20 protein-coding genes are annotated in these 23,987 nt (G+C 55.2%); 2 read left to right on the forward strand and 18 right to left on the reverse strand.

What is annotated here, in order from left to right; translation table 11 throughout:
• Nucleotides 1-3: 3 nt before the first annotated feature.
• From tap to SP99_RS13990, 7 genes are all read right to left on the reverse strand, one after another.
• Nucleotides 4-1,605: a methyl-accepting chemotaxis protein IV gene (gene tap / locus SP99_RS13960; RefSeq protein WP_047958968.1), complete on the reverse strand. Its 1,602-nt coding sequence runs from the start codon at nucleotides 1,603-1,605 to the stop codon at nucleotides 4-6.
• 44 nt (nucleotides 1,606-1,649) lie between these two features.
• Nucleotides 1,650-3,317, reverse strand: a complete 1,668-nt coding sequence (gene tar, locus SP99_RS13965; protein WP_025756939.1) for a methyl-accepting chemotaxis protein II — start codon at nucleotides 3,315-3,317, stop codon at nucleotides 1,650-1,652.
• An 85-nt stretch (nucleotides 3,318-3,402) separates the two neighbouring features.
• The gene (locus SP99_RS13970; protein ID WP_047958969.1) at nucleotides 3,403-4,368 is read right to left on the reverse strand and encodes a Csu type fimbrial protein; all 966 of its coding nucleotides are present in this window, start codon (nucleotides 4,366-4,368) and stop codon (nucleotides 3,403-3,405) included.
• Complete coding sequence (locus SP99_RS13975) at nucleotides 4,365-6,749, reverse strand: fimbria/pilus outer membrane usher protein (RefSeq protein WP_047958970.1); 2,385 nt, start codon at nucleotides 6,747-6,749, stop codon at nucleotides 4,365-4,367. Before SP99_RS13975 ends, SP99_RS13970 begins: the two co-directional genes overlap by 4 nt.
• Nucleotides 6,725-7,480 (reverse strand): fimbrial biogenesis chaperone, encoded by a 756-nt coding sequence (locus SP99_RS13980; protein WP_047958971.1) that lies wholly within the window; start codon nucleotides 7,478-7,480, stop codon nucleotides 6,725-6,727. Before SP99_RS13980 ends, SP99_RS13975 begins: the two co-directional genes overlap by 25 nt.
• Before the next feature lie 16 nt (nucleotides 7,481-7,496).
• A complete protein-coding gene (locus tag SP99_RS13985) occupies nucleotides 7,497-8,045 on the reverse strand; it encodes a Csu type fimbrial protein (protein WP_047958972.1) in 549 nt (182 codons plus the stop codon).
• A gap of 12 nt (nucleotides 8,046-8,057) precedes the next feature.
• Entirely contained in the window at nucleotides 8,058-8,630 is a 573-nt protein-coding gene (locus tag SP99_RS13990) for a Csu type fimbrial protein (protein WP_025756944.1), read from the reverse strand.
• A gap of 429 nt (nucleotides 8,631-9,059) precedes the next feature.
• Here SP99_RS13990 and SP99_RS13995 point away from each other — a divergent pair, with 429 nt between their 5' ends.
• Complete coding sequence (locus tag SP99_RS13995; protein WP_047958973.1) at nucleotides 9,060-10,319, forward strand: dicarboxylate/amino acid:cation symporter; 1,260 nt, start codon at nucleotides 9,060-9,062, stop codon at nucleotides 10,317-10,319.
• Nucleotides 10,320-10,858: 539 nt separating this feature from the next.
• Here SP99_RS13995 and cheW read toward each other — a convergent pair.
• The 6 genes from cheW to flhD form a co-directional block, all read right to left on the reverse strand.
• Nucleotides 10,859-11,362 carry a chemotaxis protein CheW gene (cheW, locus tag SP99_RS14000; RefSeq protein WP_014884351.1) on the reverse strand — a complete coding sequence of 168 codons (504 nt, stop codon included), beginning with the start codon at nucleotides 11,360-11,362 and terminating at the stop codon, nucleotides 10,859-10,861.
• A gap of 19 nt (nucleotides 11,363-11,381) precedes the next feature.
• Complete coding sequence (gene cheA / locus SP99_RS14005) at nucleotides 11,382-13,418, reverse strand: chemotaxis protein CheA (RefSeq protein WP_047958974.1); 2,037 nt, start codon at nucleotides 13,416-13,418, stop codon at nucleotides 11,382-11,384.
• Nucleotides 13,419-13,422: 4 nt separating this feature from the next.
• Nucleotides 13,423-14,352, reverse strand: coding sequence for a flagellar motor protein MotB (gene motB, locus SP99_RS14010; RefSeq protein WP_025760369.1), 930 nt, complete (start codon nucleotides 14,350-14,352; stop codon nucleotides 13,423-13,425).
• Nucleotides 14,349-15,236, reverse strand: coding sequence for a flagellar motor stator protein MotA (gene motA, locus SP99_RS14015; RefSeq protein ID WP_008500417.1), 888 nt, complete (start codon nucleotides 15,234-15,236; stop codon nucleotides 14,349-14,351). The genes motB and motA overlap by 4 nt, the downstream gene beginning before the upstream one ends.
• Before the next feature lie 123 nt (nucleotides 15,237-15,359).
• Entirely contained in the window at nucleotides 15,360-15,938 is a 579-nt protein-coding gene (flhC, locus tag SP99_RS14020) for a flagellar transcriptional regulator FlhC (RefSeq protein ID WP_013096051.1), read from the reverse strand.
• A gap of 2 nt (nucleotides 15,939-15,940) precedes the next feature.
• Nucleotides 15,941-16,291: a flagellar transcriptional regulator FlhD gene (gene flhD / locus SP99_RS14025; RefSeq protein WP_025760368.1), complete on the reverse strand. Its 351-nt coding sequence runs from the start codon at nucleotides 16,289-16,291 to the stop codon at nucleotides 15,941-15,943.
• Between the two features lie 795 nt (nucleotides 16,292-17,086).
• Between flhD and uspC the strand changes: the two genes are divergently transcribed.
• The gene (uspC, locus tag SP99_RS14030; protein WP_025760335.1) at nucleotides 17,087-17,515 is read left to right on the forward strand and encodes a universal stress protein UspC; all 429 of its coding nucleotides are present in this window, start codon (nucleotides 17,087-17,089) and stop codon (nucleotides 17,513-17,515) included.
• A gap of 15 nt (nucleotides 17,516-17,530) precedes the next feature.
• On the opposite strand, the gene otsA is transcribed toward uspC, so the two are convergent.
• The 5 genes from otsA to araF all read right to left on the reverse strand — a co-directional run bounded on the left by otsA (nucleotide 17,531) and on the right by araF (nucleotide 23,486).
• Entirely contained in the window at nucleotides 17,531-18,955 is a 1,425-nt protein-coding gene (otsA, locus tag SP99_RS14035; protein ID WP_047958975.1) for an alpha,alpha-trehalose-phosphate synthase, read from the reverse strand.
• Entirely contained in the window at nucleotides 18,930-19,733 is an 804-nt protein-coding gene (otsB, locus tag SP99_RS14040; protein WP_045285648.1) for a trehalose-phosphatase, read from the reverse strand. Before otsB ends, otsA begins: the two co-directional genes overlap by 26 nt.
• Before the next feature lie 176 nt (nucleotides 19,734-19,909).
• Nucleotides 19,910-20,899 carry an L-arabinose ABC transporter permease AraH gene (gene araH / locus SP99_RS14045; RefSeq protein WP_173651692.1) on the reverse strand — a complete coding sequence of 330 codons (990 nt, stop codon included), beginning with the start codon at nucleotides 20,897-20,899 and terminating at the stop codon, nucleotides 19,910-19,912.
• An 11-nt stretch (nucleotides 20,900-20,910) separates the two neighbouring features.
• A complete protein-coding gene (gene araG / locus SP99_RS14050) occupies nucleotides 20,911-22,425 on the reverse strand; it encodes an L-arabinose ABC transporter ATP-binding protein AraG (RefSeq protein ID WP_025760331.1) in 1,515 nt (504 codons plus the stop codon).
• 71 nt (nucleotides 22,426-22,496) lie between these two features.
• Nucleotides 22,497-23,486: an arabinose ABC transporter substrate-binding protein AraF gene (gene araF, locus SP99_RS14055; protein ID WP_047958976.1), complete on the reverse strand. Its 990-nt coding sequence runs from the start codon at nucleotides 23,484-23,486 to the stop codon at nucleotides 22,497-22,499.
• Nucleotides 23,487-23,987: the final 501 nt, after the last annotated feature.

Here is a 23,987-nt window from a genome sequence, read left to right on the forward strand (position 1 = left end):
CATTCAGGATACAACTGGCACGGCCTGCGACCGCCCAACTTCTGTTACTGCTTCAACGTGCTCTTTGACATTAAATACTGCGACCAGCCCGGTCAGGTGATCCGCCTGACTGGCGAGCTGATCGGTTGCCGCTGCCGCTTCCTCAACTAACGAGGCGTTCTGTTGCGTCACCTGATCCATCTGGCTGACCGCCTGTGCGACCTGTTCAATGCCGCGACGCTGTTCATCCGACGCAGAGGCAATTTCACCCATGATGTCGTTTACCCGCGTGACGGAGGTGACGATCTCATGCATGGTTTGCGCCGCCGTATCCACCAGGGCGGAGCCTTGCTGAACGCGTGACACCGACTCTTCAATCAGGCCCTTAATTTCTTTCGCCGCGTTGGCGCTGCGGCTCGCCAGGTTACGCACTTCTCCCGCCACCACTGCAAACCCGCGTCCCTGCTCACCGGCACGCGCCGCTTCCACCGCGGCATTCAGCGCCAGTATGTTGGTCTGGAACGCGATACCGTCAATTACGCTGATGATGTCACCAATTTTCTGCGAGCTGGCGGCAATCTCCTGCATGGTGCTGGCGACATGAGAGGCCTGATCGCCGCCCTTCTTCGCCGTCATGGCCGCCTGTTTTGACAGGTCAGACGCCTGACGCGCGTTATCGGCGTTCTGGCTTACCGTCGCGGTCAGTTGCTCCATACTGGCCGCCGTCTGCGCCAGGGAGGCCGCCTGCTGCTCGGTACGGGAGGAGAGATCGTTATTGCCTGCCGCAATCTCTGAGATGCCGGTGTGCATGGCATAACTGCCCTGACGTACATCGGATACCGTTTCCCGCAGAGCGCCCTGCATCGCCTTCAGGCTGGCAAAGATCGCCGAAATTTCGTTCTTACCGAACACCGCCACCGGGCGCGCCAGATCCCCCTTCGCAATGCTGTCGAAGTGGCTGCTGATGATCGCCAGCGGCTGCACAATCATTTTGCGCGACCAGAGCAGCGCGGCGCCGGTCAGCAACCCTGCCAGAATCACCACCACGGCAAAGATCACGCCCGACATGTGATAGCTTTTACGGCTCTCTTCGCCGGCACGCTGAACAAACTGGTTGATATCCTGCTGCCAGGCGTTAAAGCTGTTGTCAAACGCCGCCTGAGAGGCCTGGACCGGCGCGGTCATAAAGTCCGACAGCTGGTTGTTTTCAAGCCAGGTCGCCTGGTGGTCCAGATCGCTGTACCACTGTTCAAAGTTCTTCTTCATGGCGGCCTTCAGCGCTTTCGCTTTTTCGCTATCGGCGGCCTGTGCCGTAAAGGTTTTAAACTGTGCGTCAGCCTGCTTCAGGCTGTCGCGCGCGGTGGCCATCAGCGCTTTGATATCATCCGGCGGATAACTCAGCGCGGTTAAGGTTCCCGCCTTGTTCAGCGCAGTGCTTGCCTGCAACAGCACGGCACGGGTTTGTGCCAGTGCGGAGCGCTGCTGATTACTCGCCTCAACATCCTGCAAATTCTGATAGCCATCGCGAAACGCCCAAAAAGACAACCCGTTACTGCCAACCTGCAACACACCGCAAAGGATCAGAATCAAAAACAGTGTGGTCGAGATACGAATACGATTTAACATCCACGCTCCCAATAAGCGGCAAGCAGCCGCGGTTTAAATGTCAGTCAAAATGTTTCCCAGTTTTCATCTTGTCCGGTCGTTGCAGAACGCGTACGGTTTGCCGCCGATACAGCGGCGGGTGCGCGATACGTCGCCTGCGGGGTGACCGTATTTCCAGCCAGTGAAGCGAGACGAAACGCCGAGACGGCCATCTTCAGACGGCTCGCCTGGTCTTCCAGAGCAGCGGCCGCCGCAGCGGACTCCTGCACCAGCGCGGCGTTTTGTTGTGTCACGCGATCCATTTCCGATACCGCCAGGGCGACCTGGTCGATACCACGACTCTGCTCATCAGACGCAGAGGCGATTTCACCCATGATGTCCGTCACGCGGGTAACGGCATTCACGATGTCATTCATGGTCTCCCCGGCGCTCTCCACCAGCACGGAGCCGGTATCCACGCGGGAAACGGAATCTTCAATCAGCGATTTGATCTCTTTTGCCGCATTGGCGCTGCGGCTGGCCAGGTTGCGTACTTCCCCGGCCACCACGGCAAACCCGCGCCCCTGCTCGCCCGCACGCGCGGCTTCCACGGCGGCGTTCAGGGCCAGGATGTTGGTCTGGAAGGCGATACCGTCAATTACGCTGATGATGTCGGCAATTTTCTTCGAGCTGTCGGCGATTTCATGCATGGTCTTCACCACGCCGTCCACCACGCGACCGCCGCGCTGCGCGGTCTCGGAGGCACTTTCAGCCAGCTGAGACGCCTGGCGGGCGTTATCGGCGTTCTGCTTCACGGTCGCGGTGAGCTGCTCCATGCTGGCCGCCGTCTCTTCCAGCGCCGATGCCTGCTGTTCAGTGCGGGAAGAGAGGTCGTTATTTCCCATCGCAATTTCGCTGGTGCCGGTATAGATGGCATCGGTGCCGCTACGCACGTTGGCAACGGTATCGATAAGTGAACGCTGCATATGGTCAACGCTGTTGGCCAGTTCGGTGATCTCATTGCGCCCGGACACGGTCAGCGTTTTGGTCAGATCGCCGCCGGCAATCTCACGAATGTGAGCAATAACGCGACCGAGCGGGTTCAGCAGGATATGACGAATGCCGTACCAGACCGCGACCAGCACAATGACCAGTGCCAGCGCCATCACCGCCATCTGCCATTTTGCAAAGCGGTAGTCATTCTGGCTTTCAGTAAAGGCCGAGTGATAGAGATCCCCGCTGGCTTTGGCATACTCTCCCAGCGCCGCACCGAGCGCGTTTTGCATCCCTTGCGTAGGCTGCGCGAAATAGGCGTCCATGTTGCCGCTCTCCAGGAACTGAATCAGCTCCGTCAGACCGGCATAGTAGGCGTTGTATTTTTCATCAATATTCTGGCTCACCTGCTCCATTGCAGGCTGCGGGGTGATCTTTTTGAAGGCGTCGTAGTGTTTAGCGGCGTCAGCAAGCGTGGCGCGGGCATTCTTTAACAGATCGGTTTTCGCGCTGCTCTGCTGATTGTTGGGATCCATCATCATGCGCGCGGACGAGCGGCTCAGGTTAATACGCGTTTGCAGCATCAGATCCCACGTGGAGGTGAGTTCACTCTGCTGCAGGCGGAGATCGTTCGAGGCCGCAAAGCTGTCCTGGTTCTGTTTTAATGACGAGAAAAAAAGCCCGCCGGAGATGAGCTGAAGAAGTGCGAAAATGACCAGCACCATCATGAGCATTGTGACAACGCGGATACGGTTCAACATACAACACCTTCTCATAGATTTATTAACGGTGTTATCGGCACAGCCCACAGGAACTTTACATTTGCGAAAGGGAAAAGCGCGGGGGTTAAAACGCCACGTCGACAATCAGCGTGTCGGTGTAGGTTCCGGCGGGTGGCGTGGTCTGACTGGTCAGGACTTTGGCGGTGTAGTTATAGGTGCGCAGTAAACCGTCAGCGCTGACCTGCGATGAGGTCGCGCTGGTCCAGCGCTCGCTGCCGCTGCTGCCCCAGCGGTTAGTCGTGGCTTCTTTATAGATGTCATAACTCAGGTAGTTACTGCCGCTCACCATCCGGCGCACGTTATTCAGCGCGTTGGCACCATTGTTAATGCCGATGGTATACGTACTGCCTTTGGTACAGGTCACGGCAATCGCCTGCGAGACGGTCGGGAAACTTTGCACCAGCGGCGCGCTGTTAAAGTTGACATCCGGCGTGGTCATGGCGCTGCAGTCGTTGGTGACGGTCATATCCAACGTGATGCTGGTCCCTTTCGTTCCGGTCTGAAGCCCCGACAAACAGGCGTTGAGCACGCCCACCGAGCAGACGCTATAGGTGATATCGAAGTTAAGCGTCACCTGATAAGGACCGGCGGACACATTTTGCCCCGGGACCGTCCGGAAATAGAGAGGGATATTGTATTGTTTGCCGCCTATCAGGTTTAACAAGGTACTGCTGTCCCAGGTATAGGTTTTACTGGTTTGCACTTCGCTGTTGTTAGCGCAGCCCGACTGCCCGCACAGACGCGTCGGGATGACATCCGTGATGGCCGCGTTATCGGTACGCTTCATGGTCGCCCGACCATTGGCCGAAACGGTTGCTGAGACAAAATTCAGCGTGATGGTGTCCCCGGTCAGCAAGTTCAACAGCGCATCACAGGCCACGACCAGCGTACCGGTAGTGGCCACTTCGCCAGATCCACTCAGCGCGAATGAGGTCACACTCCCAAACGCGGCGTTGACCGTACTGACCCGACAGTCAGCCCAACTGCCGCTGGTCACCAGCAGCAGAAGCATAAATAGCAGGCGCTTCATGGCCCCTCCCGACAAATCAGCGGGCCGTAGGTTTGCAGCTTATGCTCGGGATTCGCCCCCATGGTCAGGGTTGTTGTGCAGCGTTTTCCGTCAGGCGCGATCACCTCCAGCGGGTTCACATCGTTAAGGTTTTCCAGCCAGGCGATGCCGTCATACCCCACCACCGCATTGCTGCGCGAGGCACGTCTGACCTGACTGCCCACCGGGAGCGCCTGCCCGTGCGCGTCGTGCAGGATCACGCTCGCCACCCGCTCCTGCTCCATGGGGAAATTCACCAGATAGCCACTGTGACGCCGGATAGCGATCCGCCGCTCGGTCTCTTTTAGTCGGGTATCTGCCGGCAGATTCAGGGTATCAATGCGGTAGCTTGCCGGGTAATAGGCCGACACCCCGCTGACCAGCAGGTAACCGTTGCGATTGGTTTTCCCGACGGGCTGGTTCTCATAGCTGACGGGAACATCCGGGTGGCCGTCAGTGCTGATGACCACAAACGCGTCGTTGATCTTGTTCGCCGCAAACAGCTCGCCGTCCATCAGGACAATCGCGCCCATCGCCTCGCCCCACCAGGTCATCATCTCCCTTTCGCCATAGCCGCCGCCCTGCAGTTCAATCGTGTTGTTGCGCCAGCCCAGCGTGCCCTGCTGGTAATCACTGGCTTTCGACTGGTTGGCCCACGCCATGTTCCAGCTAAACCCGCCGTCGGAGGGCATGGAGTGGTTGTAGTTAATGCGCTGGGTGCTCCCTGCTTGCGGGGTATGTTCAACGGTGACGGCGGCGCTGTCGAGGGCGCCCAGCGGCACCTGCAGCGACAGTGCGACCGTCCAGTCTCCCTGCTGCTGGTCCCGGCTCGCGGCGAGATAAATACTACTCGCCCCCCACAAATTACGGCTCCAGGAGAGGTTCAGCAGCTCCGTTTTTTGACTGTCAAAGCTCTCCACACCGATCCAGGCCGCCCCAATGTTGCCGTACTGTCCCAGATTGAAGGTCAGCGAGTACTGGTCCGTATTACGACTAAAGCTGGCGATGGGTCTGTCGTTTTCGTCATAGACCGTCGGCTGGTCGTAGAGGGCGAGATTGCCAAAGCCACGGTCGCGGCGCGAGTGCTGGGTGGCCACGCTAAACTCGCTGGTGCTGTACTGGTAACCCCAGTTGACCTGCCCGCCGGCATCCCCGCCCATGCGGCTTTGCGTGTAAGCGGTATTCACCACGCCAAACTGGCCGAGCTTAAGCACCGTCCCCACCCCACCCAGCCCCAGCGCCTGCGCCCCTTCCGCGTGGCCTTCCAGCGTCAGCCAGTCCGTTACCCCATAGCGATACGAGCCGCTGCCTGCCGCAGAGCCGTAGTCGAAATTCTTAATGCCGTAATTGCGACGCAGGCTGCCCAGGGTCACGGCGCCGTCGCTTAGCCCTTGTTTCAGCAGATCGCTGGTGACATAAAACGGTAGCGTGGTGCTCACCTGGCGCCCCAGCGCATCGGTGGTGACCAGCACCGCATCCCCGGCGCCGTTTATATAGGGCAGATTGGTCAGCGTGAAGGGACCCGGCTGAAGCTGGGTTGAGCCGGAGCGATAGCCATTGATAAAGAGATCGACCGAGGTGGGTACCGCGGCGTCCCCCGAGAACTCGGGCAGCGGCCATGTCACCAGATCAGGGCGCAGGGAGAAATCCCGCCCGACGCTGATCCCGCCCATCCGCACGCTGGAGCTCCAGGTCAGGGCGTCGCTGATCACATCGCCCACGCTCCAGCTTATGGCATCGTCTTCGTTTGTGAACAGCAGGGTCGTGTCATAGCGGACATACCCTTCCTGCTGGCCGTCGTTACCGGTGAAATTTTCCCGCGCGTAGCCGGTGGAGGAAAACGAACCGTTCTCGTTGAAGTAGCGAAACTCATGCCAGAGCGAGGCCTGACCGCCGATATGTTCCGTGTGGTTGGTGTAGAGATTGTAATTGAGCAGCGCACCGCGGCCAAAGTGCGGTTTGGTCTGCGCCGTTTGCGCACCGAAGGGGGTCACGCGGGCAGTAACCCAGTCGCGGGGAACGGTCAGCAGCAGGCGCTGGGCGGCACTGTCGTACTCCACCCTCACCCGGGAAAGCGAGGAGAGATTCACCTCGCCGGTGGGGACATGCTCCGGGGGCAGCCCTGCGCGCAGCAAATCGGCGCTGGAGATAAAGAACGCGCCTTTACGTTGCGTCACCGGCACAACCAGGCCGGTATCGTAATGGTTCAGGACGAGGGCAAGCTGAAAGACGGCCTCATCATTGATCGCCTGCGCCTGGGGAGGTGGCGGGAGAGCATCGTCGCCGGGCTCAGCCCAGGTCGCGGAACTGACGCAAAGCAGAATCATCATGACCGGCGTCAGTTGACGGGCGTCGACTGCCATTGTGCGTCCCTGGCATTAATCTGCGCGCTCATCCGCTCTGGCTGACGTACGCCTGCGGGTATCGGCCAGCTGCGGCTGCTGCCTGGCAGGACATAACCCAGTAATCCCTCCGCAATCGTGCGTTTCTGCCCTCCCTGCTCCAGCGCGACCTGACTCAGCCTGACATGGACATCCCCCCGATTCTGCACCTCCAGGGCCGGTTGTCCGCCCGCCTGCGTGACCCGCCAGCTCAGATTTCGGGTCTCCACCACCGCGTGATGCGCGCCCTCTTTTATGGTCGGGATCCCCAGGCCATAAACAAACAGCGGAATGGAATAACGCATCTGTAACTTGAGGCCGATGGCGGGTTCGGCTTTAACGTCAGCCTGAGGGATTTCATCCACAATAATGCGGTAGGCTTGCTCGACGCCCGCAGGAACGGAGGCCTGTTTGATCAGGCGAATAAGCTGTTTACTGCCGGCGGCAATCGTAACGATCGGCGGGCTGGCGACCACATCCTGCTGCGCGGTATAACGTTCGTGCCCGTTCTCCTGCTTCCAGCGCACAATGCGCACCTGCATCGTCGTCGCGCTGTTTCCCTGGTTCTGGATCCACAGCTCCGTGGCCTTAGCGTCTGCCGCAAGCCACGGATCGATAGGCCATAACAGTATGGTGGCGGCCGCCTGTACCTGGCCTGTTGCCGCCAGAAACAAGGCCCCCGCCAGACCAAAACGTCTGAAAAATGGCTTCATCGACACTCTCCCTTTATTACCATGACAAGGTCACGGTGAGCTGATCGGAATAGGTTCCTGCCGGGCTGAACCCGGTCAGTAGCGCCACGCCAAAAAGCGGCAGCGCGATATTATTGCTATTGCTATAGGTCACTGGTATCGCCTGGTTGACGCCTATTTCGCTGTTGGCAGCCAGTGAACTGCTGCTGTAGAGCCGGTATCCCACCATTTCCGGGCCATTGGTCCGTTTCATACGGCGAAGGGAGGCGTAATTTTGACCGCCATTGATGCTCATGCTCAGCGCCACGCCAGGCGTACAGGCAATGGACAATGCGCCGTTTGGTACAAAGCTGGTGCTTACCGGCGCGCTCTCGACACCGTTATGGCTGCCAAAATCCAGCGTACCGAGAAGGCCTCCGCTGCCGGTGGCCACCGCGCAGCCCGGTACAATGGTGGCGCTGACCTTAAAGGACTGTGATGTCACCGCCTCCGCCGTGGGCAGCATGAGCAATCCGACCATCAGCGCGAAAAATGGCTGCACGTGTCCCTCTGCGCATTTGCGCAGACCTCTAAGAGATGCCGTCATGGCCGTGCTGAACTAATAGGTTACGCTGACGTTTATCGTGTCGGTGTACGTGCCCGGTACGACCGTTACGCTGTTACCGCCGCCGGTAATACGCCCGTAAAGAGTGTAACTGTCGACGCCACCCGCCGTAGAGGCGGCCGACAACGCGGTGTTATTGGCAATTACGGAGTTAAATCCGCTGTCGCTATACAGGCTGTACGCCACGCCCTGCGCCGCATTGGCCGTATTGACCAGATAACGCGCAGGGGTGCCCGGAGTCCCGACCACGGTACCGGGTGCGGTGGAGTTGGCGTTGCCGGTGATCGCCACCGAATAGCTGGCGGTGGTGCACTGGATGGTGAAGGTGTTTCCGCCGCTGGCGCCGGTTAATTGTGTGGTCAGGGTGGAAAACGTTGCAGGATGGGTGCCGAAATCCAGCGTACCGAAATTAATCCCATTTTGCGTGGGCGATCCGTTGATCAGACAACCATTTGTCAGCGTCAGCGTGGCCCCGATGGTGCCGCTGCTGGTCACGGCCAACGCCTGGTGGATGGTTGTCGCCATCAGTAAAGTGCCAGCGCAGATCAAAAGGCGTTTTCTTTTCATTTACCACCCTCCAGAAGACATTTCCGTTCCCATGCCACTTTTTATTTCGAGTGTTCAAGATGTTAGCCCCGCTTAACGTTCCTCTGAGGGGGTTATTGAGAATTTAGTTTACGGATATCGCTTCGACCACCCGGCGCATGGCAGGACACACCAATGTCTTATTGACACAGTTTATTTATAAAAAACAGAACGTTAAATTGAAAAGCAGAAATATTTTGCCGCTTTTACGGAGGATATATCCGCAAAAATGTGATAAGCGTCACAATATATCGTCGGCACATTAACAACAAAATTAATAAAACTTAAAAAGGAGTTGTAACCCCCTACCGTTTGCGTCAATTTATGTGCCGAATAATTTCCCGCGTTGTAATAAAAAATTTATATGTATCGACGCGGGCTCCATCAGAAGCGCATAGAGGGTCTTTTTTCGTGGCAAGTGCAAACAAACTCACACTCTTCATCGTGATATTCATGCTGGCGGGTATTCTTTCAGGGGCAGCAATTCATGAGTATGCATCTGCGGATGCCATCAAAGCCTGGTCGGATAACATTACCCTTCTGACCGATATCTTCCTTCGTCTGATCAAAATGGTCATTGCCCCCCTGGTCTTCAGCACGCTGACCGTCGGCATCATGAAACTGGGCGAAACCTCCACGATTGGTCGCGTTGGGGGCAAAGCGATGGTGTGGTTTATCAGCTCATCCGTGCTCTCGATTCTGGTCGGCCTGTTTATCGTCACCCTGGAGCATCCGGGAAGCGGCCTGAACCTGACTATCCCTACCGAGGCGGTTGATACTGGCCTGGCCGTGGGCGGCATGACGCTGAAGGCGTTCCTCTCTCACACCATTCCGACCAGTATCGCTGGGGCGATGTCGAACAACGAGATCCTGCAGATTGTGGTGTTTTCAATGTTCTTCGGCATTGGCGGCGCGTCGCTGGGGCAGAAATTCAACGCACCGCTGGTGGCCGCGCTGGATGTGGTTTCCCATATCATGCTGAAGGTGACGGGCTACGTGATGTACGTTGCCCCGCTGGCAATTTTCGCGGCGATTTCTTCCGTAATTGCCACGCAGGGTCTTGGCATTCTGTTGAATTATGCCTCCTTTATTGGCGGCTATTATGTTGCCATTCTTCTCACCTGCATGGTGCTGCTGGCCGTGGGTTACATGGTGTTGAAAAAAGAGGTGTTCCGTCTGGTCAGCATGCTGAAAGACCCGGTACTGGTGGCGTTTACCACCAGCAGTTCTGAAGCCGCCTATCCAAAAACGCTGGAACAGCTGGAGCGTTTTGGCTGTTCACGCAACATTGCCTCTTTCGTGCTGCCGATTGGCTACTCCTTCAATCTGGTGGGTTCGATGGTGTACTGCTCGTTCGCCTCGATGTTTATCGCGCAGGCGTACAATATTCACCTGAGCTTCTCGGAAGTTACCGTTCTGATGTTGACCCTGATGCTGGCTTCAAAAGGGATTGCGGGCGTACCGCGCTCTTCGCTGGTGGTGCTGGCCGCGACGATCCCAAGCTTTAACATTCCGGTGGCTGGTATTCTGCTGCTGATGGGGATTGACCACTTCCTGGATATGGGCCGTTCGGCGATTAACGTGCTGGGGAATGGTATTGCGACCGCGATGCTGTCGCAGAATGAAGGCGCGCGGGACGCGGAAGCTGAGCTGGTGGAGCAGGAAGCGTAATGACATAAAAAAGGGTGAGGCCTGATGCCCTCACCCCAGCCTCTCCCGAAGGGCTGAGGAATCCCCAGTAATTTTTTACCTGAAGCGACGAAGGTTGTTTCAGGGAAATGAATGAATTACAGCGATGCCCTGGTCCGGCTGTAAATCGCCGAGGCGTTTCCGTAAGGCCGGGGCGAGGCGCAGGGATGCGCCGAGAGGGCGTGGCCTGCAGGGATGCAGGCTCATGCCCGACCCGATAGCCTGGAGGAATAAGCTGAGGGTACCGCGAAGCGGCGATTTACCGCCGGGAGCCCGGGTCGCCAGGGCGGTGGCGATTGAGCCGCCCTGGCACGTTCACTGGTCATGTTGTTACAGAGTAGCATTGAACATAAAGTGAACGGAATGTCCACCAGAGCCGTATGTTCCCCCTCACCCCAGCCCTCTCCCTCAAGGGAGAGGGGGTCGTCGGAGCAGACATTATTTTGTGTTTGCTCCCTCACCCCGAAGGGAGAGGGAGCAAACACAAAAAACGGCAACCTGGGTTGCCGTTTTGCATTGACCTACGCTACATGGTTCGCCGCGATATCCAGCAGCGCCATCTCTTCACTGTTCAGCAGCTTTTCAATATTGACCAGAATCAGCATACGCTCACCCAGCGCACCCAGACCGGTCAGATATTCGGTCGACAGCGTGACTGCAAACTCCGGCGCAGGGCGGATTTGGTCCGACGTCAGGGAGAGCACATCAGAGACGCCGTCCACCACAATACCCACCACGCGCTGCCCAAGGTTCAGGACGATCACCACGGTGTTGTCGTTGTAGTCAACGTCGCCCTGGCTGAACTTCACGCGCAGATCAACGATAGGCACAATCACGCCGCGCAGGTTGGTAACACCTTTAATAAAAGCAGGCGTGTTAGCGATGCGGGTAACCTGATCATAACCACGGATTTCCTGCACTTTCAGGATATCGATGCCGTACTCCTCATCGCCTAAAGTGAATACCAAGAATTCCTGCCCTGATGGCTCGCCCGCCAGTTTCGTTACATTACTCATACCGGTCATGTTATTACCTTCTACTTAATCAGGCGGCTGTGTACGCCACACGTTGTTCACGATTTAATCCCTGAAGCGCCGACACATCGACGATCAGCGCCACGCTACCATCACCCAGAATGGTGGCGGCAGAAATACCCGGCACTTTGCGGTAGTTGCTTTCGAGGTTCTTCACCACCACCTGGTGCTGACCAATCAGCTGATCAACCAGCAGCGCGTAGCGGCGGCCCGCACTTTGCAGGATCACAACGATACCCTGCGTGGCCTCTGTCTTCGCCCCGTCCACTTCAAATACTTTCCACAGTTCCACCAGCGGCAGATACTCCCCGCGCACTTCGAGAACGCGCTCGCCGCCCGCCAGCGGATGCAGATCTTCCTCACGCGGCTGCAGGGATTCCATTACGGCGTTCAGCGGCAGGATAAAGACTTCGTCCGCCACTTTGACTGACATGCCGTCCAGGATCGCCAGCGTCAGCGGCAGCAGGATGCGAATGGTGGTGCCGGAACCCTGTTTAGACTGGATCTCAACGTGGCCGCCCATCTCCTGGATGTTACGTTTCACCACGTCCATGCCGACGCCGCGCCCGGAGACGTCGGTCACCTGCTCTGCGGTAGAGAAGCCCGGAGCAAAGATCAGCATCCCCACTTCTTCATCAGTCATGTTCTCGCTAACCGCCATCCCCTGCGAAATCGCTTTTGCCAGGATGCGCTCGCGATTAAGGCCCGCGCCGTCATCGGTCACTTCAATGCAGATGTTTCCGCCCTGATGCTCCGCAGAGAGGATCAGATTCCCGACCGGGGATTTCCCGGCAGCAATGCGGTTTTCCGGCAGTTCAATACCGTGGTCGAGGCTGTTACGCACCAGGTGGGTTAACGGGTCAATGATGCGTTCGATCAGGCTCTTATCGAGTTCGGTTGAGCTACCCATCAGGGTCAGTTCAATCTGTTTATTCAGCTTGCTGGCCAGATCGCGGACCAGACGCGGGAAGCGGCTGAAGACATATTCCATTGGCATCATACGGATGGACATCACTGATTCCTGCAGATCGCGGGCGTTACGCTGCAGCTGACCCATGCTGGTAATCAGGTCGCCGTGCGTAACCGGGTCCAGTTCGTTGGAACGCTGCGCCAGCATCGACTGCGTGATGACCAGCTCGCCCACCAGGTTAATCAGCTGATCGACCTTCTCAACCGCAACGCGGATACTGGTTGACTCGCTGGCGCGCGCGGCAGGTTTTTCACCACGGCCCGGCGCGGCAGTCTCTTTTGGCACCGCTTTTAATGCCGGGGCCGCAGGCGCAACAGCCGGGGCCGCCGCCTGAGGGACGACTGCCACCTCTTCCGTTGCAGCTGGGGCTTCAACCGCGACGGTTTCGGTTTCAAAGGCAATCTGGTCGGCTTCAATCACAAAGCACAGCACCGCCACGATGTCGTCCTGACTGATACCGTCATCCAGCGTTGCAGCCAGGCTGTCTTTGCCTTTTACTACGTTGCTTAATTTCGCCAGGTTACCCAGCTCTTCTTCCAGCAGGTTGACTTCATTTTCTTTCAGGCGTGACAGCACCACGCGCAGTTTGCCCGCCGGTGCGTCGACAGGGGCAGACGCCGGTGCGGCAACCGCATCGACAACGCTCAGCTTTGCGGCCGGAACCACGGCTGCGGCAACCTCACCTTTCGCTTCGAGCGCGAGCTGGCGCAGCGCATTGCAGATGTATTCAAAGCTGGCGGCATCAGGCTCTGCCGAACTTTTATAGGCGTCGAGCTGTTCCTGCATAATATCTTTGGTTTCCAAAAACAGGTTGATAATGTCGGTATTGAGCTGCATCTCACCGCGTCGTGCTTCATCAAGCAGGTTCTCCATTAAATGGGTAGTCTCCTGCAGGATGGTAAATCCAAACGTTCCGGCTCCGCCTTTAATGGAATGCGCCGCACGGAAGATGGCATTGAGCTGCTCGGAATCCGGTGCTTCGGGCACCAGATCGAGTAAGTGTTGCTCCATATCGGCCAACAATTCGTCGGCTTCATCAAAGAATGTCTGGTAAAAATCGCTAATATCCATGCTCACGCTATCACCTCGGATTGGCTGGTGGCGATGTTGGAACGGCAGCCGAAGGAACGGCCCCAGGCTGTTTTAAATCGTCCAGTGACTCATTCTGACTTTCGGCGTTTTCATGCAGGATGGCCTGCTCCGCCTGCTGGTTCAGCACTAAAAGACTGATACGACGGTTGATGGCGTCATCCGGCCCGCGGTCGGAAACGCGCATGGTTGCTGCCATGCCGACCACGCGCAGTACCTTGCCATCATCAAGCCCACCGGCCACCAGCTCGCGACGCGAGGCGTTGGCACGATCGGCAGAAAGCTCCCAGTTGCTGTATCCCTTCTCCCCACTGGCGTACGGGAAATCATCCGTGTGTCCTGACAGGCTGATGCGGTTAGGAATGCCGTTCAGCACCGGAGCAATGGCGCGCAGAATATCGCGCATGTACGGTTCAACTTCCGCGCTCCCGGTTTTGAACATCGGGCGGTTCTGGCTATCAATAATCTGAATACGCAGCCCTTCCTGCACCAGGTCGATTTTCAGGTGCGGGCGCAATGCGCGCAGCTTCGGATCCGCTTCAATCAACTGATCGAGATCGCCACGCAGTTTCTTCAGCCGCGCCTGCTCCATCTTTCTTTTCAGCTCGTCGATGTTCGGCTCTTTTTTCACCTCACCCTTTTGCTGGGTGTAATCATCGCCCCCACCGGGGATTGGGCTTTCGCTGTTAGAGATACGCGGCCCACCGGTCACCGCCGTCGCCAGCGGCGTTCGGAAATATTCGGCAATCTGGATCAGTTCTTTCGGACTGGAGATGGAGATCAGCCACATCACCAGAAAGAACGCCATCATTGCGGTCATAAAGTCAGCGTACGCGATTTTCCAGGAGCCGTGTGCGCCATGACCCCCGCCCTTGTGCTTGCGTTTTTTTACGATGACGATCGGATGGGACTGGTTTTTCATGCGTCCTCAGTTGTCGTCTGTTGGTTTGGGTTTTTCACCGCACGCACGTGTTCTTCAAGCTCGATAAACGACGGACGCTCGCTGGAATAAAGCGTTTTACGGCCAAATTCAACCGCGATCGGTGGCGCATAACCGTTGAGGTTAGAGAGCAGCGTGATCTTCACACACTGCATCATTTTGGTGGTTTCCGCGCTCTTCTGGCGCAGGACGCTGGCCAGAGGAGAGATAAAGCCGTACGCCAGCAAGATACCGAGGAAGGTGCCCACCATCGCGTGGGCAATCAGCGCACCCAGTTCGGCTGCCGGGCGGTCTGCCGACGCCAGGGCGTGAACCACCCCCATGACCGCAGCAACGATACCGAATGCCGGCAGGGAGTCACCCACCAGCGCCAGACTGTTGGCCGGTACTTCAGATTCACTTTCGTGGGTTTCAATCTCTTCATCCATCAGCGCTTCGATTTCGAAGGTGTTCATGTTGCCGCTGATGATGAGTCGCAGATAATCGACGATGAAATCCAGCATCATGGCGTCAGCAAGAATACGCGGATAGCTGGCAAAAATTTCGCTCTCTTTCGGGTTTTCGATATCCCGTTCAAGCGAGAACATCCCCTGCTGACGCGACTTCGCCATCAGGCGATAGAGCAGTGCCAGCAGGTCCATATACATGCTTTTGGTGTATTTCGAACGACGGAACAGCAATGGAATAGCTTTCAGCGTCCCCTTGATCGATTTACCGTTGTTACCAACGATAAAAGCCCCTACCCCTGCACCGCCGATGATAATAAGTTCAGCCGGTTGATAGAGTGCTCCAAGGTGCCCGCCGGTCATCATGTAACCGCCGAAAACTGTACCGAGAACTACCAGGTAACCTAATAAGATAAGCACGACATCATCCTTCCGCTAGTGACTATGGCAAGGACGTCCAGCTCGCAGCGTTTACCGTTTGCGGAGTAAAAAAAAGCAGCGGTAATTGCTTACCGCTGCTGGAATCTTTCCCACACGTTCGGGTTAAACAGCTTGTTCGATCTGTTCATCCAGCAGTTGTGGAATAATATCGGCAGCATCCCGGGAAAGTTTACGTCTTTTTACTGCACGGGATGGAGGCTGACATAAACTACAGGCGAAGCTGCCTGCAGGCTGATGAGCATGGGTAATAAAATTGCCATCGCAGCAATTGCAGCGCGACAGTTCAAGCATTCCGCTCTCAACAAAACGCACCAGCGTCCATGCGCGGGTCAGCGCCAGCAGAGGGCCTTCTTCCTGCTGTGGGCATTGTTCAAGGTAAAGTTTGTACGCTTTGATCACGGCATCTACGCCGCTACACAAACCGGTTTTGAGAAGATACTGCCAGGCATTACAGAACATGGACGCGTGAATATTCTGCTCCCATGTCATAAACCAGTCGGTAGAAAACGGCAGCATGCCTTTTGGCGGGGGACTACCACGTAACTCTTTGTACAGCTTGATGAGACGACCACGGCTGAGCTGAGTCTCGCTTTCAAGCATTTGTAAACGAGCACCCAGTGTAATCAGCTCCATCGCCAGCTGTATGTCACGCGCTTCCTGAACAATGCTTTTCTCGCTCATTGCTAGGCCCTTTTCTTACGGGCTACGTCATCAGGCTGGCTGATTTCGTTAAGCAAGCGCGTGGAAAGAAGAATACCGGTATGGATCTGCTGAAGATCGTCAACGCGGGACTCCTGGGTCAGACGCGTGATGGTCTGCGCATCGTCGAAACGGAACTGGCAAACCAGTTGATTCGTTTCAGCCAGTTTAACCATCTGTGGGAGGGTTAAACCACCCAGCATGGTTGCCATTTCTTCGTTAATACCCAGACGAAACATCGCGGACGCTTTGTCCTGACTAATCAAACGCTGCGCGAGCAGTAAATACGACAAATTGATGTCATAGATATGTTTTAGCAACTCGGATGTATGCATTGTTCCCATCCCGAATAACCAACTATTATTTTTATGCGGAAAGACCGCACCCCGTGATGTCGCCGGGAAATCACCCGGTATAAAAAAGAAAAGGCTAAATGCATAGTTGAATTTAGGTTTGTATTCACTGAAACGCGTAAGAGAGAAATCGCGAATGCGTCCCTTACGTGTTTTATCATTTCTTACAAATAACTAAGATTTTTCCTAATTCGACGCAAACTCTACTCGTCAGTTTTGCCACATACAATCCAGCCACCCTCAAATTTAAAAAAAATGTGATCTACGTCACACAATTTAAGTGAATTTGCCCCATAAATCCATCAGTATGACTTGTAATTTGTACATTTATTGACCAATCAGGACTATTTTGTATTCTTTAATGACGAATACTCATGCAGATGGCTTAAAAGAACTGGCACGTAACGTGCTTACTCTGTCCCGGGCGACTGTCAGAAACATTCTCGCCAGACGCCTCTGCGTGACACATTTTTCTTACCTTGAAAAAACATAGAGTTATACAAACAGCCTAAAAACACTGTTTCATAAAGAAACTATTCGAAATGATTTTGTAACGACCAGGAACGATTAAACAGGGAAAAGGTGCATTTGTGTGATTTACGTTAAGTTGTTAATTTTTTTCATTTAGAGCCATTTTTCAGTTATTCTTCTTATAAGAATAATTAATGAATAATTATGATAAGCTTCACACTAATGTCGTAATCCGCTCTTGCAGATCCAGGCAAATCGCGGTAATGGTGATCACACGCTGTCTGTCAGACATCTAAGGAGTGCGCCATGAGTTACTCCCATCTTCTTGTTTCTGTTGCTGTTTCTCCCGAAAGCCATCAACTCCTCGCCCGGGCCGTTTCGATTGCCAGACCCCACAATGCGCGTATCAGTCTTATAACACTGGCGGCCGAACCCGAGATGTATAATCAGCTGGCAGCCCCGATGCTGGAGGATATTCGTGAGGTCCTGCAGGAGGAAACGCAGCAATTTCTGCGTGAGCTGGTCGAAAAGGCACAATATCCTGTTTATGAAACCGTAATAGCGACAGGCGAACTTAATGCCCATATTCTGGATATGTGTCGTAAACAGAATATTGATTTAGTGATATGCGGAAATCACAACCATAGCTTTTTATCGCGCGCGGCCTGCGCGGCAAAATCTATTGTCGCCTCAAGCCAGGTTGATGTGCTGTTAGTGCCGCTTGGGGGGCGTTAACCCCCCAGTATAAAATCAGGCGAGTTTAGGGAAAGTCGCGATCTTTTTTTGCAGGTAGCCTTCATGGCTTTGCGGGGCGATATCACGCAGATCCTGAATAAAGCGCGCCTGCCAGTGATTAATATCGTTCTTACGGATCGTCTCCATCATTTCAGCATGGCGGGAAATACGCTCCGTGAGCGGCATCGTCAGGGCTCGATTCAGCGCGTTTGCCACATCATCGCGATCGTAAGGGTTTACAATAAGCGCTGAGGTGAGTTCATTTGCGGCCCCGGCAAACTGGGAAAGCACCAGCACCCCAGGGTCGGCAGGGTCCTGAGCCGCCACATACTCCTTCGCGACCAGGTTCATCCCATCCCGCAGCGGCGTGACGAGGCCGACATCCGCATAGCGGAAGACCTTCATCAGGATCTTGCGGTCAAAATGCTGATTCAGATAAAAGAGCGGCGTCCAGCCCAGCTGGCCGTAGCGACCATTAATGCGCCCTGCTTCAGTTTCCAGCTGATGACGAATGTCCTGGTAGGCCTGAACCTCACCGCGCGAGGTCGGCGCTATCTGGGTATAGCGAATTTTACCGTGATGCTGCGGGTATTTATCCAGCAGCGTTTCATACGCCAGGAAACGTTCCGGCAGCCCTTTGGAATAATCAAGACGCTCGACCGAGAAGATATTTTTGACGTGCTTGAGTTCATTCTTAAGCTGCGCCAGCTTAGGCGGCAGCGGACCGGCGGCCTGCTCAGCGATTTCGTCAGGTTCAATCCCTATCGGATAGACTTCGGTATGGAAGGTTTTCCCCCACGCCGTATGGGTCTTGCCCCCTTTGGTCACCAGACGCGCTTTACCTGACACCGAGTCAAGGAACGCCAGGCGGTCATTTTCAGTCTGGAAGCCCAGTAAATCATAATCACACAGCGCCTCCAGCAATTCTTCATGCGGCGGCAGCGCGGTAAAGATCTCCGGCGTCGGGAACGGAATGTGCAGGAAGAAGCCGATCCGGTTATTGACTCCCCTCTTGCGCAGCTCTCTGGCGAAGGGCAGCAGGTGATAATCGTGGATCCATAAAATATCGTCTTCTTCGATTAAAGGCAGCAGTTTATCCGCCAGCAGCGCATTCACCCGCGCATAGCCTTCAAAGGATTCACGCTGGAATTTCACCAGGTCAAGGCGATAGTGAAACGCAGGCCACAGAACGGCATTGGAGAACTGCGAGTAGTACTCGTCGTAATCTTTCTCTTTCAGGGCGAATGAAGCCCACGTGATGTTTCCGCGCGTGACCTTTTTTAGCGGTTTCTCTTCTTCACTGATTTCACCACTCCAGCCAAACCACAGCCCGCCAGCAGCTTTTAAGGCACCTAATACCCCTACCGCCAGGCCACCTGCACTGGCTTTTTTATCATCAGGCGGTGCAATTCGGTTAGAGACGACGACTAAGCGACCCATAATGGTTTCCCCCTTTGTTTTGCGCTATTTGTTGTTGTTGCTGGTTAGCGATGTCAGATATCCACTGCCAGACGCTGGCGACATCCGCCAGCCGCCATTCGGCGACAGTGTCACCAGGCCCCACCTTGACGGCGATCCCTCCGGCCTGATTTACCACACGAAACCCGGCCTCGTCGGTCAGGTCATCCCCTATGAAAACGGGCGTCCGCCCTTTGAAAGGCGGTGTCGCCATAAACGCGGCAATGGCCGCACCTTTATTGATCCCTTTCGGTTTTAACTCCACGACGCATTTACCGGGCTGCAGTGCCAGCTGCGGATGCGCATCCGCAACCGACTGAGCCAGGGCCAGTACAGCCTCTTCATGCTGCGGTGCCTGGCGATAATGCAGGGCGAAGGCCATGCCTTTGGCTTCCAGCTCGGTGCCTGGCAGGTCGGCCAGCGCAGCAGAGAGCTGCTTCTGGAGCGTTTGCGTGAGTGCGTCGGGGAGTGAAACGATATGCGTTTGATCATGGATGTCGCGGCGCTCCGCTCCGTGTACACCGGCCAGCGGAAAGTGGTATGGACTGGCGAGCATGTCCAGCTCGGCCATTGAGCGCCCTGATATCAATGCCAGTGCTCCCTCATTCATACGCGAGAGCTGATGCAAATCCTGTAACACCGCCTCCGGAATAGACACCTGATCGGGGTGCGGTTTTATCCCGGCGAGCGTGCCGTCGAGATCGAAAAAGAAAGCATAATGTCCGGGCAGTACAGGCGGTGCGGTTAACAAGTCAGCCACCCTTTTCCTCCTTACGGTTTACGAGAGGTAAACGCCTTTACCTCTTTCATAGCCATGTAAGTATAGACAGTGTGACGTCGCTCGCCATTTGACAACCGCCCCGCCAGTTTTACTGGCGGGGCGGTGAAGGGGTCAACTATGGTTATTAGTTGAGCAATGAAAGAGAAGAAAAAGGGTCAGACAGTTCGCTTCGCTTTTTGCTTGTAACGGTCGAAAATCACGGCTGCCAGCAGGATCAGACCCCGCACCACGTACTGAGAGAACGGCGAAATATTCAGCAGGTTCATGGCGTTCTCTACCGTCCCCAGAATCAGGATACCGGCCACCACATATGAGATTTTTCCGATGCCGCCTTTGAGGGAAACGCCCCCTAAAACGCAGGCGGAGATGACGATCAGCTCATAACCGATGGAGGTCATTGGCTGGCCGCTGGTCATACGCGACGCCAGGATAATCCCCGCGGCGGCAGAAACCAGCCCTGAGAGCACAAAGATAATAATCTTGGTGCGTACCACCGGCACCCCAGCCAGACGAGCCGCTTCTTCATTACCGCCAATTGCCAGGGTGTTACGGCCAAAGGTGGTCCGGTTAAGCAGGAAGCCGAACAGGATCAAGCAGGCGACGGTCAGCCAGATAGGCGCAGGCAGACCCAGCCAGTTCGCATAACCCAGGGTAAAGAAGCGCTCGTCTTCAATCCCCACCGCTTTACCGTCGGAGATGATATAGGCCAGCCCGCGGACAATTTGCATCGTCGCAAGGGTGGTGATCAGGGCGTTAATCTTCAGACGTGCGATAACAAAACCGTTCACCAGACCACTGATAACGCCAAGTAACAGACCGGCCAGCACGCCAATCCACAAACTCTCCGTCATGTTGATCACCACGGCCGTGGTGACGCCAGCACAGGCAATCACCGACGCCACCGAGAGGTCAAAATCGCCGGAGGCCAGACAGAACAGCATCCCGCAGGCCACCATTCCGGACATTGAAATGGCCAGCCCCAGCCCCTTCATATTAATGAAGGTGGCAAAATTAGGAACGAAGATCGCACAGGCCAGGAAGAGCGCGGCAAAAACCACCAGCATGCCGTATTGATCCCAGATACGCCCCACACTCAACGCCGACTTCGACTTCGGCACTCCGGATGTAGTAACAGAGGACATCATTAACTCCTTACTCAGGCGACAGCCTGGCTGACTTTAGGCATGGCGAGATTCAACGCCTGTTGTTCATTCGCCTGTTCATGAAGTAATTCACCGGCAATTTCGCCTTCACGCATCACCACAATGCGGTCGGCCACGCCAAGCACCTCCGGCAGATCGCTGGAGGCGAAGAGTACCGCCACGCCGCGTTTTGCCAGTTCATAGATCACGTTATATATCTCGTGTTTTGCCCCCACATCGATCCCGCGGGTCGGCTCATCCAGTAAAATGACCTTCATATCCTCTGACAGCCAGCGGCCTAAAATGGCCTTCTGCTGGTTACCGCCAGAAAGATTCATGATCAGCTGCTGGGGTCCCGGCGTTTTGATATTCAGTGAGCGAATATGGTGGTCGGCGTTGCTCGACTCCCAACTATCGTTTATCAGGCAACCTGCGCGAATAAACTTACGGCGGGCGGAGATATTGATGTTGTCGCGCACCGAATGCACCGGAATGATCCCCTCCGCCTTACGGTCTTCCGGACAGAGCATCATCCCCGCTTTTATTGCATGGGCCGGTTTCTGGATATCCACCCGCTCACCATCAATGGAAACCTGTCCATCGGTGATACGGGTTCCGCCGAACAAGCCTTTCATTAATTCGCTGCGCCCTGCCCCAACCAGACCAAACAGTCCGACAATTTCACCGCTGCGTACGGATAACGAAACCGGCGTTCTCACGCCCGGCGCTTTCACATTGTCCAGGCGCAGGCGTTCAGGCCCGTACTCGCGTGGCTTCCAGTGATAAATATCACCCAGCTCGCGTCCGACCATCGCCTGAACAAGCTGGTCATGGTTAACCTGCTCCATGTCGGTAAAGGTGCGCACATAGCGCCCATCTTTAAACACGGTGATGGCATCGCTCAGGGCAAAAATCTCTTCCATACGGTGTGAAACGTACAAAATTGTGCGCCCTTCCTGACGCAGTTCGCGGATCACCCGAAACAGATTGTCGATTTCACGCGCAGAGAGCGAACTGGTGGGTTCATCAAAGGCAATAATTCTGGCGTTACGCGCCAGTGCCTTGGCAATTTCAACCATCTGCCACTGGCCGATGGAGAGATATTTCAGCGGCGTCTGGGGATCAACATCCAAACCCAGGTGTTTAAGCTGCAGCCCCGCTTCATAATTAAGTAGCGAACGATTCACCACGCCGCCTTTATGCGGAAGCTGTCCTAAATAGATATTTTCCGCCACGGTCATCTCGGGGATGAGGTGCAGCTCCTGATAGATAATGGCCACCCCGGCGTTTAGCGCCGCAGTGGTATCGGCAAACGCCACCTCTTCACCGCGAATCGCCAGCGTGCCGGTCGTTGGCGTGTAGTTGCCGCTGAGGATTTTCAGCAGTGTGGATTTTCCCGCACCGTTTTCCCCCATCAGGGCATGAACCTGGCCGGCATAGCAGTCGAAGCTGATATCGGTCAGCGCGTTAACACCGGGGAATGTTTTCCCGATGCCGCGAAAAGAGAGATACGGATCAGACTGTCGCATAACGTCTCCGTGATTCCTGTAGTGTGTACGTCAGGCCCCTCACCCTGCGCGAGGGGCACAATCACCGCGTATTACTTACCGCCCAGTCCTTTTTTCGCCAGCTCCTCTTTGAAGTTGTCGCGGGTGATCAACACCACGTCGGTTACTTCCGTAAATTTCGGCGGCTCAACCCCTTTGGTTACCCAGTTGTAGAGCATTTCGCTGGACTTATAGCCATGAACGTCCGGGCTTGGCAGCAGAGAGCCGTAGAAACCCGTGGCCTGCGCTTTAGAGAGTTCACTCACCGCGTCAACGCCGTTGATGCCAATCCCGATCACATCAGGTGCTTTGAACCCCTGGCCTTCCGTCGCGCGTACCCCGCCCAGCACGGTATTGTCGTTCATGCCGACCACCAGCCAGTGTTTCACCTCCGGATGCTGAACCAGCATGGAGTTGGCGGCGTCGAAAGCACCCGGGATATCGTTGGATTTGGTGGGGACTTTGTAGATCTGTTTTTCCGGGAAGCCGGCCGCTTTCAGGGCATCCATTGAACCGCTGGTACGACGACGCGCCGTGTCCAGTTCATCCGCAGTGATCGCCATTACCGCCGTTTCTTTCACATCCCAGCCACGCTTTTGCATCTCTTTATAGAGTTCCTGGCCCTGACGCTCGCCAATTTTGGTCGCCGCCATCATCACCAGCGGGACGCTGTCCATCGGCTTGCCTTTGGCGTTCACGAACTGATCGTCAACGGCAATGACTTTCATGTCGTAACCGCGAGCTTTCGCCGCAATGGCCGAACCGAGCTTTGGATCCGGCGTACAGATAACGAAACCTTTCGCACCGCTGGCCGCCAGGCTGTCGATGGCGTTCAGGGTTTTCTCACCGTCTGGCACGGCGATTTTAATCACCTCAAAACCTAAATCTTTCCCAGCCTTATCAGCGAATTTCCACTCGGTCTGGAACCAGGGTTCTTCGGGCTGTTTTACCAAAAAACCGAGTTTTAAATTCTCAGCGATAGCGGATTGTGACATAACGGCAGCCAGACCGATGGCCGCGAGCGCTTTAGTAAATTTGTGCATGGTAAACTCCAGCTTTAGCATTCTTTTCTGTAGGGAATATTTGCGTGCTTCTAATTTAATCGGACTTAAAACAAGGCATTAGCGCTTACCTCGTCATAAGCGTTATTGCTGGTGATAGTTTTAGCGGGAAATTAATCATCCATAAGAGAGCCCCATCACACCGCAGAATTACAGTAATTGCGTACATAAATTCAGCGAAAAATGACATAAAAAAGGGCATATTTGTCTGACAATTGAATAAGGGTTAAGCAGGATTATCCATAAGATTAGCTAAGAAATCCCTGATGCCCTTAAGAAGGCAAAATCGCATGGCGTGTTAACGAAGGGATAACCGGTTTAAGATCATGAAGAACTGAGAAGCTGAAATACCGTTATTCTGCAAAATTTGATTTAACTCAATTTTACGTCACCAGCATAAATTAAAAATAATTAAGCTGTATTTGTATTTTTCACCGAGCATTATTCCAGTTAATTATTTCCGGAAGAGTAACAATGCATAAC

It is taken from the genome of Enterobacter sp. BIDMC92, from assembly GCF_001030225.1.
Classification (GTDB): domain Bacteria; phylum Pseudomonadota; class Gammaproteobacteria; order Enterobacterales; family Enterobacteriaceae; genus Enterobacter; species Enterobacter sichuanensis.